The organism is Leclercia sp. LSNIH1 (genome assembly GCF_002902985.1).
Classification (GTDB): Bacteria; Pseudomonadota; Gammaproteobacteria; order Enterobacterales; family Enterobacteriaceae; genus Enterobacter.
On sequence record NZ_CP026167.1, the window covers coordinates 2,451,953 to 2,466,497 of the forward strand.

At 59.1% G+C, this 14,545-nt stretch carries 15 protein-coding genes; 10 read left to right on the top strand and 5 right to left on the bottom strand.

Annotation, left to right across the window (positions count from 1 at the left end; all coding sequences use genetic code 11):
- Positions 1 to 106 precede the first annotated feature (106 nt).
- Together C2U54_RS12085 and C2U54_RS12090 are read right to left on the bottom strand one after the other, a co-directional pair.
- Positions 107 to 919 (bottom strand): Cof-type HAD-IIB family hydrolase, encoded by an 813-nt coding sequence (locus tag C2U54_RS12085; RefSeq protein WP_103178843.1) that lies wholly within the window; start codon positions 917 to 919, stop codon positions 107 to 109.
- A complete protein-coding gene (locus C2U54_RS12090) occupies positions 919 to 2,127 on the bottom strand; it encodes an MFS transporter (protein WP_103178844.1) in 1,209 nt (402 codons plus the stop codon). The genes C2U54_RS12085 and C2U54_RS12090 overlap by 1 nt, the downstream gene beginning before the upstream one ends.
- An 81-nt stretch (positions 2,128 to 2,208) precedes the next feature.
- On the opposite strand from C2U54_RS12090, the gene C2U54_RS12095 reads away from it, so the two are divergent.
- From C2U54_RS12095 to crtB, 7 genes are all read left to right on the top strand, one after another.
- A complete protein-coding gene (locus C2U54_RS12095; protein WP_103178845.1) occupies positions 2,209 to 2,757 on the top strand; it encodes a TetR/AcrR family transcriptional regulator in 549 nt (182 codons plus the stop codon).
- Positions 2,758 to 2,968: 211 nt separating this feature from the next.
- Entirely contained in the window at positions 2,969 to 3,541 is a 573-nt protein-coding gene (locus C2U54_RS12100; RefSeq protein WP_103178846.1) for a DUF2239 family protein, read from the top strand.
- A 210-nt stretch (positions 3,542 to 3,751) separates the two neighbouring features.
- Entirely contained in the window at positions 3,752 to 4,672 is a 921-nt protein-coding gene (locus C2U54_RS12105) for a polyprenyl synthetase family protein (protein WP_103178847.1), read from the top strand.
- Complete coding sequence (gene fni / locus C2U54_RS12110) at positions 4,669 to 5,697, top strand: type 2 isopentenyl-diphosphate Delta-isomerase (protein WP_103178848.1); 1,029 nt, start codon at positions 4,669 to 4,671, stop codon at positions 5,695 to 5,697. The genes C2U54_RS12105 and fni overlap by 4 nt, the downstream gene beginning before the upstream one ends.
- A complete protein-coding gene (gene crtY / locus C2U54_RS12115) occupies positions 5,697 to 6,872 on the top strand; it encodes a lycopene beta-cyclase CrtY (RefSeq protein ID WP_103178849.1) in 1,176 nt (391 codons plus the stop codon). The genes fni and crtY overlap by 1 nt, the downstream gene beginning before the upstream one ends.
- Complete coding sequence (locus C2U54_RS12120; RefSeq protein ID WP_103178850.1) at positions 6,865 to 8,343, top strand: phytoene desaturase; 1,479 nt, start codon at positions 6,865 to 6,867, stop codon at positions 8,341 to 8,343. Before crtY ends, C2U54_RS12120 begins: the two co-directional genes overlap by 8 nt.
- A complete protein-coding gene (gene crtB, locus C2U54_RS12125) occupies positions 8,340 to 9,266 on the top strand; it encodes a 15-cis-phytoene synthase CrtB (protein ID WP_103178851.1) in 927 nt (308 codons plus the stop codon). Before C2U54_RS12120 ends, crtB begins: the two co-directional genes overlap by 4 nt.
- On the opposite strand, the gene C2U54_RS12130 is transcribed toward crtB, so the two are convergent.
- Positions 9,205 to 9,741 (bottom strand): sterol desaturase family protein, encoded by a 537-nt coding sequence (locus tag C2U54_RS12130; protein ID WP_103178852.1) that lies wholly within the window; start codon positions 9,739 to 9,741, stop codon positions 9,205 to 9,207. The genes crtB and C2U54_RS12130 overlap by 62 nt on opposite strands.
- A gap of 274 nt (positions 9,742 to 10,015) precedes the next feature.
- Positions 10,016 to 11,701, bottom strand: a complete 1,686-nt coding sequence (locus tag C2U54_RS12135; RefSeq protein WP_103178853.1) for an aspartate:alanine antiporter — start codon at positions 11,699 to 11,701, stop codon at positions 10,016 to 10,018.
- A gap of 273 nt (positions 11,702 to 11,974) precedes the next feature.
- On the opposite strand from C2U54_RS12135, the gene C2U54_RS12140 reads away from it, so the two are divergent.
- Positions 11,975 to 12,364: an inner membrane protein YbjM gene (locus C2U54_RS12140; RefSeq protein ID WP_103178854.1), complete on the top strand. Its 390-nt coding sequence runs from the start codon at positions 11,975 to 11,977 to the stop codon at positions 12,362 to 12,364.
- A gap of 13 nt (positions 12,365 to 12,377) precedes the next feature.
- Here C2U54_RS12140 and C2U54_RS12145 read toward each other — a convergent pair whose 3' ends face one another.
- Positions 12,378 to 12,647 (bottom strand): GrxA family glutaredoxin, encoded by a 270-nt coding sequence (locus C2U54_RS12145; protein WP_103178855.1) that lies wholly within the window; start codon positions 12,645 to 12,647, stop codon positions 12,378 to 12,380.
- Between the two features lie 181 nt (positions 12,648 to 12,828).
- Here C2U54_RS12145 and nfsA point away from each other — a divergent pair, with 181 nt between their 5' ends.
- Together nfsA and rimK are read left to right on the top strand one after the other, a co-directional pair.
- Positions 12,829 to 13,551, top strand: coding sequence for an oxygen-insensitive NADPH nitroreductase (gene nfsA, locus C2U54_RS12150; RefSeq protein ID WP_103178856.1), 723 nt, complete (start codon positions 12,829 to 12,831; stop codon positions 13,549 to 13,551).
- A gap of 72 nt (positions 13,552 to 13,623) precedes the next feature.
- A complete protein-coding gene (gene rimK, locus C2U54_RS12155) occupies positions 13,624 to 14,526 on the top strand; it encodes a 30S ribosomal protein S6--L-glutamate ligase (protein WP_103178857.1) in 903 nt (300 codons plus the stop codon).
- Positions 14,527 to 14,545: the final 19 nt, after the last annotated feature.

A 14,545-nucleotide genomic window follows, 5' to 3' on the forward strand; every position in this document is an offset into this window, starting at 1 on the left:
GCCGCCGGGCATAGGCACTGTGCTCGCATTTTTGCCGGGTGGCGCTGCGCTTACCCGGCCTACAAAATCGTAGGCCCGTGCAAGCAACGCGCCGCCGGGCATGGCCTTAGCTGAACGGCGCCTCGCGGTTCAGGACGCGGTCGATAATCTCCAGCACCCCTTCTTCATTATTGTGCGGCGCCTCATAGCGGGCGATCGCTTTGATGTGATCCCGGGCGTTGGCCATGGCAAAACTAAACCCGGCCTGGCTCAGCATCTCCACGTCGTTACCGCTGTCGCCAAAGGCGACCACTTCGCTGTCATCAATGCCCCACAGTTCCTGAAGCAGACGCAGGCCGTTGGCCTTGTGGATCCCCGGCAGGATAAGGTCGATATTGCCGTAGCCGGTGGTCACCGGCACCATAATATCGCTCAGTTTGTCGTGGATCATCTCCTGGATGCGCGGGATCGCCTCATCCGGCAGATTCAGCCCGAATTTAAAGAAGATATCGTTAAAGTTGTCGAAGTTATCCACCTTTTCCAGGCGGTGATAATATTTCGCGGCAACGTCGTGGAACGCTTCGCCATAGTGCTTGAGGGTATAGGCGCTGCCTTTCCCGCAGGCGATCACTTCCACTTCCGGGATGGAACAGAGAAACTCTGCGACGGTGGCGAACTGCGCCTGGGTCAGCTCGCCGTTATAAACATCTTCTCCGGCATTTACCACCCAGCCGCCGTTTTCAGCGACGAAGGCGATCTCATCGGCTATCTCCGGGAAAAAGGAGATCAGCTGGTAGTACTGGTTACCGCTGGCGACCACAAACCGTATGCCACGCTCCTTCATTTGCGCATACTGGCGCAGAAAGCGCGCGCGATTGTACTCCTTCGCATCGTTCAGGAAGGTGCCATCCATATCAACCGCAATCATCTTAACGCTCATTATCCATTCTCCATGACAGATTCACTCTGCGACGCCGGTTTAGCGACTGCCCGGGCGACCAGGGCGGCAATGATCACTAAGCCCAGTACCACCATCATGGCGCTGCGTAAGCCATAATGCTCCCCGAGGAAGCCCAGCAGCGGCGGGCCCACCAGGAAGGCGAGATAGCCGGTGGTGGCGACCACGCTGACGCGCCCTGGCGCATCCGGGCCGGTATCGCTGGCTGCCGAGATGGTGAGCGGGAAGCCGAGCGAAGCGCCAAGTCCCCACAGGATCACCGACACGCCGGCCACCCAGTCGACATCAACAAAAATAATCAATGCAATACCCAGCCCGCCCAGCAGGGCGCTGGCGCGGACCACCGTCACGCGGCTGTAGCGGTCGATAAACCAGCCGCCGGTAAAGCGACCGACGGTCATACCGAGCGTAAACCCGGCGTAAATCAGCGAGCCGGAGGTGGGGCTGAATCCGTGGCCGTCCACCATCAGCAGCGGCAGCCAGTCGTTTGCAGAACCTTCGGCAAAGGCCATCGCCAGCACCACCACGCCAATCAGCATCAGCTGCATATCGCGATAAAACGGCACGCCTTTCTCACCCTTTTTGCTCTCACCGGCCTGGTTCTTGCCGTTGCCATCCGGGATGGCGGTGATCCCCAGCAGAACCGGGGCGATACAGACCAGCGCCGCCAGCAAAGTATGGGTCGTGGCGGCGATACCGGAGGCGGTCAGAGCCATGCCGATACCGGCGCCTGCCAGGGTACCGAGGCTGTAAAAGCCGTGCATCATCGGCAGTACGGTTTTGTTCATCTCCTGCTCGATAGTGGCGCCTTCGACGTTGATCGCCACCTCTGCCGCGCCAAAACTGCCGCCAAAGACGGTCAGCCCGAGGGCAAACGCCAGCGGGGAGGCAAACCATAGCGCAGCGCTGAGCATCATCATACCGAGAATCGCGCAGCACATGGTGGTGCGGATCACGGTCCGCGTGCCGAAGCGCTTAACCAGCCAGGCGGAGCAGAGAATGCCGCTCATCGAGCCTATCGACAGGCCAAATAGCACGATGCCCATTTCCGCCGTCGAGACCGACAAAATGTCGCGAATGGCGGGGGTACGTGTGGCCCAGGAGGCCATCAACAGGCCGGGGATAAAGAAGAACATAAACAGCGCCCACAGGCGGCGTTGCAGCTTTTTGCGCGATGAGATGTCGGTCATGATTTCTGTACCAGAGGGACAACACAGGAGACAACACTAGCAAGTTTGTGTACATTTGTACATAAATTCGCTGAGGTAAAAATGAACAGACGACCCAACGATCCGCAACGGCGGGAACGGATATTGCAGGCCACCCTGGACACCATCGCCGAACACGGCCTGAACGCCGTCACCCACCGCAAAATCGCCAGCTGCGCCGGGGTGCCGCTGGGGTCGATGACCTACTATTTTTCCGGGATGGACGCGCTGCTTGAGGAAGCCTTCACCTGGTTTACGCAGCAGATGTCGGTGCAATACCGCGAGTTTTTTGCCGGGGTGACGGGGCCGGAGATGGCCTGCGAGTCGATTACCACCCTGATTCACAGCTCCCAGGTCACCACGCCGCACAATATGGCGCTGATGTACCAGCTTTATGCCTTTATGAACCGCAGCCCGTCGTTAAAAACCGTGATGCAGGACTGGATGAAAACCAGCCAGACGACGCTGGAGCAGTGGTTTGATCCGGTCACCGCCCGCGCGCTGGATGCGTTTATCGAAGGGATGACGCTGCATTTTGTTACCGACCGGCAGCCGCTTTCACGAGAAGAGTTAAGGGCGATGGTAGGGCGGATTGCGGGGGAGGGGGGATAAGCGTCAGGCCAGCAACAGCCTTTGCCGCAAACGCAGATAGTGATTTTACTTTTATGCAACATTGTGCCAGAAAGAGTGTTTAAATTTTATGCATGAATCGATGGCATCATATCAGGCTAAACGGGCATAATAGATTTTACCCGGGTAAAATTGGCACCATTCTCATTGTCAGCCTACGCTTATATTTTTACCCGGATAAAAAGGCAAGCGCATGCCCGCTATCACCCTTACCGCCTTCTGGCAGCAGCAGGAGATTGCGCACGGAACCCTGAGCGAACTGATGCAGCAGTTACAATCCGCTAACATCGGTCGTGAAACCGTTTTCATCTTTAACGATCGCAGCGGCAAGCGCCTCGATATTCATCTTCATGCAGATATTGCCAGCACCCTGGCGGTCTACCCGGAGCTGGCGGAAAGCACCCCGGTGAAAACCCGTGGACGACCAAAACTGGGCGTGTCGGCAAAAGAGGTCACCCTGCTGCCCCGACACTGGGAGTGGCTGGCTACCCAGCCCGGCGGCGCTTCCGCCACCCTGCGCAGGCTTATCGATCAGGCGAGGAAAAGCGCTAAACCGGTGGATAACAAGCGCCAGCGCCACGACCGCGCCTATCACTTTATGTACGAAATTGCCGGGGACCTTCCTGGCTACGAGGCCAGCATGCGCGCGCTGTTTGCTGACGATGAAGCCACGTTTACGGCCACTATCGCAAACTGGCCGCAGGATATTCGCGAGTACGCGCTACGGTTAGCCTTTGGCAAAGAAGAAGCGAACCAGGACGCCTAAAATCTCTACAAGTGTAAATTTTTGTGCAATTTGCTTCTTTGGTATTACTATAATTTATTGATTTTAATAATATTAAAATCCACTACTGCTTTCTCTTTTTTCGTCAGACAACAAAACGCAGAAGGATACGCTACGCTTTGTAAACCAGCCTGCGGCAAGCGTTTCTACCTCTTCTGCGGACGTCGCCACCATAACACCGGGGAAGCCACTATGACCCACAGTCATGAAGATGATGTGAAAATGCTGCTGTCTGCGTTTGAGCAACGTCTCGAACAACTTTTGCCTGCGGGAGAGCAGGAAGGGCAGGTCTATGCGGCCATGCGCGATGCCACGCTTGTCGCGGGCAAGCGCATGCGCCCTCTGTTGCTGCTGCTGGCGGCGCGGGATATGGGCTACAAAACAGAGCCGACGGGCATTCTCGATCTGGCCTGCGCCATTGAGATGGTCCATGTCGCCTCCCTGATCCTGGATGACATGCCCTGCATGGACAACGCTACGCTCCGCCGCGGGCGGCCTACGGTTCACTACCAGTATGGCGAACACGTGGCGATTCTGGCGGCGGTGGCGCTGCTCAGTCACGCTTTTTGCGTCATCTCCCGCACGCCTTCGCTGACCCACGAGGCAAAAGCGCGGGCGATTGCTGAGCTCTCTGCCTCCGTGGGGCATATGGGGCTGGTGCAGGGACAATTCCGCGATCTCAATGAGGCTCGCCAGAACCGAAACACCGATGAGATCCTCCTGACCAATGAGCTGAAAACCAGCAGCCTGTTTAACGCCACCCTGCAACTGGCGGCGATTGCGGCCGACGCGCCACCTCCGGTCAGCGAACGGTTGCGCTTTTTTGCCCGCGATCTCGGCCAGGCCTTCCAGCTGATTGATGACCTGACCGATGGCTCCAGTGCCAACGGCAAAGATCCGCATCAGGATAAAGACAAATCGACGCTGGTTGCCGTGCTCGGGGCAGAGAGTGTCTTCCTGCGGCTGCGCGAGCACGTGCGCAGCGCCGATCAGCATATTGCTACCGCCTGTCAGCCGGGAAATACCGCCCGCTACTATGTTCACATCTGGTTTGAAAAACAGCTGACGCTTATCAGCCAGAGCCTGTCATTATCCCTGTCGGAGTGTCAATGAGCAGCCTGTCGCAACGTAAAAGCGATCATCTCGATATCGTCCTTAACAGCACGCCCGGCGTAAAAAAGTGTACCAGCGGCTTTGAAAAATGGCGCTTCGGGCATTGCGCACTGCCCGAACTGCATCTTGATGAGATTGACCTCTCGACCCCGCTGTTTGGCCGAACCCTGAACGCGCCGCTGCTGATAAGCTCCATGACCGGCGGCACCCGCCGGGCGAGCCAGATAAACCAACACCTTGCCACCGCCGCCCAGACGCTGGGGCTGGCGATGGGGGTGGGCTCCCAGCGCGTGGCGCTGGAGAGTGACGCCAGGTATGGCCTGACGCGCGAACTCCGAGCCGTTGCCCCGGACATTGTGCTGATGGCGAACCTCGGCGCGGCGCAAATCGCGGGACCACAGGGGCTGGATTATGCCAAACGGGCCGTCGAGACCCTTGCGGCGGATGCGCTCATCATCCACCTTAACCCCCTGCAGGAGGCGCTGCAGCACGGCGGGGATCGCAACTGGTGCGGCGTCATCGATGCCATCCATCGCACCGTCGAGGCGCTGCATGTGCCGGTGGTGGTCAAAGAGGTGGGCAACGGGATTTCGGTACCGGTGGCCCGCAAGCTGGTCGCGGCAGGTGTGGCGATGCTGGATGTCGCCGGTGCCGGGGGCACCAGCTGGGCGGCGGTTGAGGGCGAACGCGCCGTTAATGCCCACGACCGGGCGGTGGCGATGGCCTTTGCCGACTGGGGGATCCCGACCGCAACGGCGCTCCAGGATCTGCATCAGGCGCTGCCCGATATGCCGCTGGTGGCCTCGGGCGGGATCGCCAACGGCATTGAGGTGGCAAAAGCGATCCGCTTAGGCGCAAGCCTGGTGGGGCAGGCGGCCGGCGTGCTGCAAAGCGCGTTAACCTCCAGCGAGGCGGTTATCGACCATTTTCAGGTGATTATCGACCAGCTGCGCGTCGCCTGCTTCTGCACCGGCAGTGCAAACCTGGCCCAGCTGCGTCAGGCCACGCTGGTGGCGCAAACGTAATGGCGCCAGCATGGGATATCATCTTAGCGGGCGGCGGACTGGCCAACGGGCTGATCGCCTTACGCCTGCGACAGCTACAGCCGGCGCTGCGCGTACTGCTTCTTGAGGCTGACAGTAAGCCTGGCGGGAATCACACCTGGTCTTTTCACGAGGGCGACATTACTCCGGAACAGCATCGCTGGGTTGCCCCGCTGGTGGCTCACCGCTGGCAGGGGTATGACGTCCGCTTTCCGGACCTGAACCGCACCCTTGCCGGGGACTATCTCAGCATCACCTCCGAACGTTTTGCCGAGGTGTTGACCGCGACCTGCGGCGACAATCTGCATACCCGCGTCGCAGTCACCGCGCTCACCCCGACGTCGGTGACGCTTGCTGACGGCACCACGCTCCAGGCCCGGGCGGTCATTGATGGTCGGGGCTACATGGCGGACAGGCATCTTACTACCGGCAGCCAGTCTTTCCTCGGCCAGCAGTGGCGTCTGAGCGAGCCCCATGGCCTGACCCGGCCCATCCTGATGGATGCCACGGTCAATCAGCAGGGCGGGTATCGCTTTGTCTACACGCTGCCGCTTTCCGCCACCGAACTCTTGATCGAAGATACTCACTACGTTGACGCCGCCCGACTGGATGCTGGCGTTGCGCGGCAAAACATCGCCGATTATGCCCGCGAGCAGTGCTGGGCGCTGGCGCATCTTGAGCGCGAAGAGCAGGGCGACCTCCCCATTATGCTGGCGGGCGATTTCCCGGCCTTCTGGCAGGGGCGAGACAAACAGCCCTGCAGCGGCCTGCGCGCCGGGCTGTTTCATGCCACCACCGGCTATTCTCTGCCTCACGCGGTGGCACTGGCCGAGGCTATTGCCGCAAGCGCGGATAGCAGCGCAGCCGCGCTTTTTTCCGTTATCCATCGCTACTCCCTGCGCCAGTGGCGCGAGCAGCGCTTTTTCCGCTCCCTCAACCGCATGCTCTTCCTGGCGGGGGATGCCGATAAGCGCTGGCAGGTGATGCAGCGGTTTTACTCTCTTAACGAAGGGCTGATTGCCCGCTTTTACGCCGGAAACATTACTCTGGCCGATAAAGCGCGGATCCTGGCAGGCAAGCCCCCGGTACCCGTCGGCGAAGCGATGCTCGCCATACTGAAACTCACTCCCCGGATGCGAGCGTTTCACCATGAATAAAACAGTGATTATTGGCGCCGGTTTTGGCGGATTAGCGCTGGCCATTCGGCTACAGGCGCAGGGCATCAACACGCTTCTGCTGGAGCAGCGGGATAAGCCCGGCGGACGCGCTTACGTTTATCACGACGAGGGATTCACCTTTGACGCCGGGCCGACGGTGATAACCGATCCCAGCGCCATCGAAGAGCTCTTTACCCTGGCCGGTAAACGCATGGTCGATTATGTCGAGCTGCTGCCGGTGACCCCGTTCTATCGCCTCTGCTGGGAGACGGGAGAAGTCTTTGATTACGACAACGTGCAGACCCGGCTGGAAGAGCAGATAAGACGATTTAACCCGCGCGATGTAGAGGGCTACCGCAAGTTTCACGCTTATTCGCGGGAGGTGTTTAACGAGGGCTATCTCAAGCTTGGCACGGTGCCGTTCCTCTCTTTTCGCGACATGCTTCGCGCCGGGCCGCAGCTTACCCGCCTTCAGGCCTGGCGCAGCGTCTACAGCATGGTCTCCCGCTTTATCGAGAACGAACAGTTGCGCCAGGCGTTCTCGTTTCATTCCCTGCTTGTGGGGGGCAATCCCTTCGCCACCTCGTCCATTTACACCCTGATCCACGCCCTTGAACGGGAGTGGGGCGTCTGGTTTGCCCGGGGCGGCACCGGGGCGCTGGTGCAGGGGCTGGTGAAGCTCTACCAGGATCTGGGCGGCGAGCTACAGTTGAATGCGGAGGTGACCCGGCTGCAGGCAGACGGCGATCGTATCAGCGCCGTCACGCTAAAAGATGGCCGGACGATCCCGGTCGCGGCGGTGGCCTCCAATGCCGACGTGGTGCATACCTATGAAAAGCTGCTGGGACATCATCCCACAGGGGCGGCGCGCGCGGCCTCGCTTAAGCGCAAACGGATGAGTAACTCCCTGTTTGTGCTCTATTTTGGCCTTAACAAGCAGCACGATCTGGCCCACCACACCGTCTGTTTCGGGCCGCGCTATAAAGCGCTTATCGACGAGATATTTAATAAAAACGCCCTGGCGGAGGATTTTTCCCTCTATCTGCATGCCCCCTGCGTCACCGACCCCTCCCTGGCCCCGCCGGGCTGCGGCAGCTACTACGTGTTAGCGCCTGTGCCGCATCTGGGGACGGCGGATCTCGACTGGGACGTTGAGGGGCCGCGCCTGCGTGACAGGATTTTTGCCTATCTCGAAGCCCACTACATGCCGGGGCTGCGCAGCCAGCTGGTGACCCACCGCATGTTTACCCCGTTTGATTTTCGTGACCAGCTTGGGGCGCATCTGGGCTCCGCCTTTTCGGTGGAACCGATCCTGCGCCAGAGCGCCTGGTTCCGGCCGCACAATCGCGACAGCCGCATCCCCAACCTCTACCTGGTCGGGGCGGGTACCCACCCAGGCGCCGGTATTCCCGGGGTGATCGGCTCGGCCAAAGCAACGGCAGGACTGATGCTGGAGGCGCTTTCCCGATGAACACAACCCTGATGGATCACGCCACCGACACCATCGCCGTGGGGTCAAAAAGTTTTGCCACCGCCGCAAAGCTGTTCGATCCCGCCACCCGGCGTAGCGTGCTGATGCTTTACGCCTGGTGCCGCTACTGCGACGACGTGATCGACGGGCAGGAGCTGGGGTTTAACGTCACTCCTGTAGAGCTCACCCCGGCAGAACAGCGTCTTGAGATGCTCAAACGCCAGACCCTGCGCGCCTGGGAGGGGGGCGAGATGCATGAACCCGCCTTTGCCGCCTTTCAGGAGGTGGCGCTGGGGCACAACATCCCGCTCCAGCTGGCTTACGATCATCTGGATGGCTTTGCCATGGATGTGCGCGAGACCCATTACGAGACCTTCGATGACACCCTGCAATACTGCTATCGCGTGGCGGGGGTGGTGGGGCTGATGATGGCGAGGGTGATGGGCGTGCGCGATGAAGCGGTGCTCGATCGCGCCTGCGATTTAGGCCTGGCGTTTCAGCTGACCAATATCGCCCGGGATATTGTCGAGGATGCCCGGGTTGGTCGATGCTATCTGCCGGCCCGGTGGCTGGCGGAGGCGGACATCGACCCGGCGGCAATGACCTCACCCCAGATGCGCCAACCCCTCGCGGGCATTGCCCAGAGGCTGGTGGCCGAAGCCGAACCTTACTATGCCTCTGCCCGGCAAGGTCTGGCCGGGCTACCGCTGCGATCCGCATGGGCAATTGCCTCGGCGCACGGGGTCTACCGTGAAATTGGCGTGAAGGTGAGCGCGGCGGGTGCCCGCGCCTGGGATAATCGACAGGGCACCAGTTCGGTGGAAAAATCGGGATTACTGCTAAAAGGCGCCTTGCTGGCGCTTACTTCTCGTTTTGCGACGCCGTCGCCGCGTCCGGCTCAGCTCTGGCAGCGTCCTCGCTAGCCGCGCGACGCGCCTTGCGCTGGCGTAACGTCGCCTGCAATTTTTCTACCGGCGGGGCATAGAGAAAACCAAAGGAGACGCAGTCCTCTTTGCCCCGCACCGCATGGTGCAGACGGTGCGCCAGATAGAGACGCTTGAGATAACCTTTGCGCGGGATATAGCGAAACGGCCAGCGCTGATGCACCAGCCCATCATGCACCATAAAGTAGAGCGCGCCGTAGGCCGTCATCCCGGCACCAATCCACTGCAGCGGCCACAGGCCCCACGTTCCCAGTGCAATCAGCACAATCGCCAGCACGGCGAATACCACGGCGTAAAGATCGTTCACCTCAAACCAGCCTGTGCGCGGCTCGTGGTGCGATTCATGCCATCCCCAACCCCAGCCGTGCATGATGTACTTGTGGGAAAGAGCGGCGACGAGTTCCATGGCGGCAACGGTTAAAAGCACGATCATTGTGTTGTACAACGCGAGCATTGGGGCTCCTTGGGCTCGGGAAAATTGATCTGGCTGATTAAGCGTAACACTTATTTGGAGCAAGGGTGGGGGCAAGCAATAAAGGGCTTTGCGAAAGGGCTGGTACAGGGTTTCAGGCAACAAAAAACCCATCAACCTTGAACCAAAACGGCGGGGTTGATGGGCTCCACAAATTGGGGACATCAAAGAAAAGCAGTGGCAATAGTTATGACTGACGTCTGGCAGAAAAGTTCTGCGCATAGCGAAAATTTTTTCGTCATTGCGCAAAAATTTTTTATCCCAGACCCGGCCAGATGATGATGATTAGCGTCCCCGCGAGGGTTAACAATACGTTAGCGATGGCATAGGTGCCCGCGTAGCCCAGCGCCGGAATGTTGCTGCGCGCGGTATCGCTGATGATTTCCATCGCAGGCGCACAGGTTCGCGCCCCCATCATGGCGCCAAACAGCATGGCGCGGTTCATACGCAGCACGTAGGCACCGAACAGGAAACAGATCACCACCGGCACCAGGCTGACGATCAGCCCTGCCACCAGCATCTGCCAGCCCACCGCGCCCAGGCTGTGGCCAATGCCGCTACCTGCGCTTAAGCCGACACCCGCCATAAACACCATCAGGCCAAACTCTTTCACCATGTTCAGCGCCCCCTGGGGGATATAGCCGAAGGTAGGGTGGTTGGCGCGCAGGAAGCCGAGCATGATCCCGGCGAACAGCAGGCCGGCAGCGTTGCCGATGCCAAAGCTGAAATTGCTGAACTGGAAGGTGATCATCCCGATCATCAGGCCGACGATAAAGAATGCGCAGAAGGCGAGCAGGTCGGTCACCTGGCTGTGAATGGAGATAAAGCCGATGCGGTCGGCAACGGTCTTCACGCGGCGCGTGTCGCCGCTCACCTGCAACACGTCGCCTTTGTTCAGCACGATGTTGTCATCGATAGGCATCTCGATCTGGCTGCGGATCACCCGGTTGAGGAAGCAGCCGTGGTCGGTCAGTTTAAGCTGTCCCAGGCGGCGGCCCACGGCGTTGTGGTTTTTCACCACGATCTCTTCGGTGACGATGCGCATGTCCAGCAGGTCGCGGTCGAAGACTTCTTTGCCGTTACGGAAGCTCGGGTCGAGACGGGCGTGCGCATCCGGATAACCCACCAGGGCGATATCGTCCCCCATCTGCAACACCGCGTCGCCGTCCGGGTTCGCCAGAATGCCGTTACGGCGGATGCGTTCGATATAGCAGCCGGTCTGGCGATAAATGCCCAGCTCGCGCAGGTTTTTACCGTCTGCCCAGGCCACCAGCTCCGGGCCGACACGGTAGGCGCGGATCACCGGGAGGTAGACTTTGCGTTTGCTGTCCGTATCCAGACCGCGTTCGCGGGCGATTTGCTGGGCGCTGGTCTGCAGATCCTGATGCTGTAACTTCGGCAGATAGCGAGCCCCCACGATCAGGCTCACCAGACCAATCAGATAGGTCAGGGCATAGCCAAGGCTGAGGTGATCTAACGCCATAGAGAGCTGGGCGTTATCCAGCCCCAGATGGCGCAGCGTATCTCCCGCGCCAACCAGCACCGGCGTGGAGGTCATCGAACCGGCCAGCATGCCCGCCGTCAGGCCGATATCCCAGCCAAACAGTTTGCCTAAGCCTAACGCAATCAGCAGGGCGCTGCCGACCATCACCAGCGCCAGCATCAGGTAATTTTTGCCGTCGCGGAAGAAAATAGAAAAAAAGTTAGGTCCGGCTTCAACACCGACGCAAAAAATAAACAGCATAAAGCCCAGATTAAGGGCATCCGTGTTAATACTGAAATGCTGCTGGCCTAATAATAACGAGACGACTAAAACGCCAATAGAATTACCAAGTTGGATTGATCCCAGGCGTAATTTACCCAGGCACAGGCCCAGCGCCAGTACCACAAATAATAGCAGGATGTAATTCCCGTTTAACAATTCTGCGACGTTTATGTTCACGAAGGATAACTTCTTGTTTACCAGTAAGTGGTTGAAGGGACAGGTGATTTAGGCTACTGTTTTCCCGGTGTTGAGGAGCGCTGCGGCTCCCGGCCGCACACTATAATATATATCGAATAATAATACCAAACTATTACTTTATTTATAACAGACAGCAACATCTGCTCGTGATTGCGTAACGACGCGCCGTTCAGGCATGGAATGCCATATAAACCATCTGATTGTGCGTCCAGTGGACGAAAAATGAATTTGCCCGCGCTGTAGGGGGACGATTTGAATATTAAACGTAACTGGTTTGGGGTGGCTTGCTGTTTTTTACTTTTCACCGGCGTGTGCATCTGCCTGACGTTCAACGTAAGGGGGGCATTTATTGCCGCCGGGCGTCCTGAGCTGGGATTATTGTTCTTCACCTTGCCCGGTGCTGCCGCCAGTTTTGTCTCCCGCGGAGGAGAGGTCATCCGGCCGCTGCTCGGCGCAATACTCGCCGCGCCCCTCTGTCTGGTGGTGATGCGTCTGGTCTTTATCCCTTCACGCACGATTGTGCAGGAGATGGCCTGGCTGTTAAGTGGGGTCTTCTGGTGTGCGTTGGGGGCGCTGTTCTTTCTGTTCGTGCGCCGGGCGCTGGAGAACCGCCGGGCAAGAATAAAAACGCCCTCAGAGTGAGGGCGAGAAAGGCTTACTGGGCAGCAAACAGCCCGAGGTGTGCTTTGGCATAGGCTTCAAAATCGGTAAAGCCGCCGATGTGGGTCTGATCGAGGAAGATCTGCGGTACGGTTTCAACCGGCTTACCGACGGTTTTTTCCAGATCGGCTTTGGTGATGCCTTCGGCATGAATGTCTACGTAGCGGTAGTTAAAATCATCACGCTCGGCGGTCAGTTTTTCTGCCAGATCTTTAGCGCGCACACAGTAAGGGCAGCCTGGACGTCCAAAAATTACTGCAAACATGTTCTCTCTCCTGAAACGAAGCCTGACGGCGAATGACGCTATATTGCCGATAACTATCGGTAATGAAAAGCAGGTTCTGCCTGTTACATTGATACCTCCAGGCTATGTTTCGCCAATTACAGCCGCCTTTTCTTTGCCTATACTGGCGATATTGTCATTAACGCCCGTACAGAGAGACCGCATGACGCCCGTAATTGATCTGCTTCGTTCCCACCGTTCCATTCGCCATTTTACCGATCAACCCATCAGCGATGCCCAGCGTGAGGCCATTCTTGCCGGCGCGCAGGGAACCTCCAGCTCCAGCTTCCTCCAGTGCAGCTCCATCATCCGCATCACCGATCCCGCGATGCGTGAACAGCTGGTGACCCTCACCGGCGGGCAGAAGCACGTGGCCGAGGCGGCGGAATTCTGGGTCTTCTGCGCCGACTTCAACCGCCATCTGCAAATTTGCCCCGAAGCACAGCTGGGACTCGCCGAGCAGCTCCTGTTGGGCGTGGTGGATACCGCAATGCTGGCGCAGAACGCCATGACCGCGGCGGAGTCGCTGGGGCTGGGTGGGGTTTACATTGGCGGCATCCGCAACAGCATTGAGGCGGTGACCGAGCTGCTGCAGCTGCCGAAGCATGTCCTGCCGCTGTTTGGCCTCTGCCTGGGCTGGCCTGCGGATAACCCGGACGTCAAGCCGCGCCTGCCTGCGGCGATGGTGATGCATGAAAACCACTACCAACCGGTCGATAAAGCGGTGCTGGCGCAGTACGACGAGGAGCTGGCGAACTACTACCTCAGCCGCGCGACCAATAACCGCCGCGACACCTGGAGCGACCATATCCGGCGCACCATTATCAAAGAAAATCGTCCGTTTATTCTCGACTATTTGCACAAACAGGGCTGGGCGACGCGATAAGTCCATTCATCCTGCGCCTGCCTGCGTGTATGATACGCAGGCTTTTACCAGATCATGTCTGAGAGGTGCAGGGTGAAAATTGCCATATTGTCCCGGGATGGAACGCTCTGGTCGTGTAAACGCCTGCGTGAAGCGGCGCAGCAGCGCGGCCATCTGGTGGAAATCCTCGATCCGCTGTCCTGCTATATGAATATCAGCCCGGCGGCATCTTCTATTCACTATAAAGGGCGCCAGCTGCCGCATTTTGACGCGGTTATTCCGCGCATTGGCTCGGCTATCACCTTTTATGGCACCGCCGCGCTGCGCCAGTTTGAGCTGCTCGGCAGTTATCCGCTGAATGAATCCGTGGCGATCACCCGGGCGCGTGACAAACTACGCTCCCTGCAACTGCTGGCCCGCCAGGGAATCGACCTGCCGATCACCGGTATTGCCCATTCGCCCGACGACACCCACGATCTGATCGAGATGGTCGGCGGCGCGCCATTGGTGGTTAAACTGGTTGAAGGCACCCAGGGCATTGGCGTGGTGCTGGCCGAAACCCGCCAGGCGGCAGAGAGCGTGGTGGATGCGTTTCGCGGCCTGAACGCGCACATTCTGGTGCAGGAGTACATTAAAGAGGCGAAAGGGCGCGATATTCGCTGCCTGGTGGTGGGCGATGAAGTGGTTGCGTCCATCGAGCGTCAGGCGAAAGAGGGCGATTTTCGCTCTAACCTGCATCGGGGCGGCGTAGCCCGGGTGGTGGAGATCACCCCACGCGAGCGGGAGATGGCCCTGCTGGCCGCCAGAACCCTGGGGCTGGACGTTGCCGGGGTCGATATCTTACGCGCCGACAGAGGGCCGCTGGTGATGGAAGTCAACGCCTCGCCAGGGCTGGAAGGCATTGAGAAAACCACCGGGATTGATATCGCCGGGAAGATGATCGGCTGGATTGAACGCCATGCCACGCCGGAGTTTTGCCTGAAAACGGGCGGATAACTGGCCTGCCGCGCCGTGT

Bases quoted from the DNA above. Each gene is read 5' to 3' on its own strand.
- C2U54_RS12085 (WP_103178843.1), bottom strand. From the start codon at position 919: ATGAGCGTTAAGATGATTGCGGTTGATATGGATGGCACCTTCCTGAAC.
- C2U54_RS12090 (WP_103178844.1), bottom strand. From the start codon at position 2,127: ATGACCGACATCTCATCGCGCAAAAAGCTGCAACGCCGCCTGTGGGCG.
- C2U54_RS12095 (WP_103178845.1), top strand. From the start codon at position 2,209: ATGAACAGACGACCCAACGATCCGCAACGGCGGGAACGGATATTGCAG.
- C2U54_RS12100 (WP_103178846.1), top strand. From the start codon at position 2,969: ATGCCCGCTATCACCCTTACCGCCTTCTGGCAGCAGCAGGAGATTGCG.
- C2U54_RS12105 (WP_103178847.1), top strand. From the start codon at position 3,752: ATGACCCACAGTCATGAAGATGATGTGAAAATGCTGCTGTCTGCGTTT.
- fni (WP_103178848.1), top strand. From the start codon at position 4,669: ATGAGCAGCCTGTCGCAACGTAAAAGCGATCATCTCGATATCGTCCTT.
- crtY (WP_103178849.1), top strand. From the start codon at position 5,697: ATGGCGCCAGCATGGGATATCATCTTAGCGGGCGGCGGACTGGCCAAC.
- C2U54_RS12120 (WP_103178850.1), top strand. From the start codon at position 6,865: ATGAATAAAACAGTGATTATTGGCGCCGGTTTTGGCGGATTAGCGCTG.
- crtB (WP_103178851.1), top strand. From the start codon at position 8,340: ATGAACACAACCCTGATGGATCACGCCACCGACACCATCGCCGTGGGG.
- C2U54_RS12130 (WP_103178852.1), bottom strand. From the start codon at position 9,741: ATGCTCGCGTTGTACAACACAATGATCGTGCTTTTAACCGTTGCCGCC.
- C2U54_RS12145 (WP_103178855.1), bottom strand. From the start codon at position 12,647: ATGTTTGCAGTAATTTTTGGACGTCCAGGCTGCCCTTACTGTGTGCGC.
- nfsA (WP_103178856.1), top strand. From the start codon at position 12,829: ATGACGCCCGTAATTGATCTGCTTCGTTCCCACCGTTCCATTCGCCAT.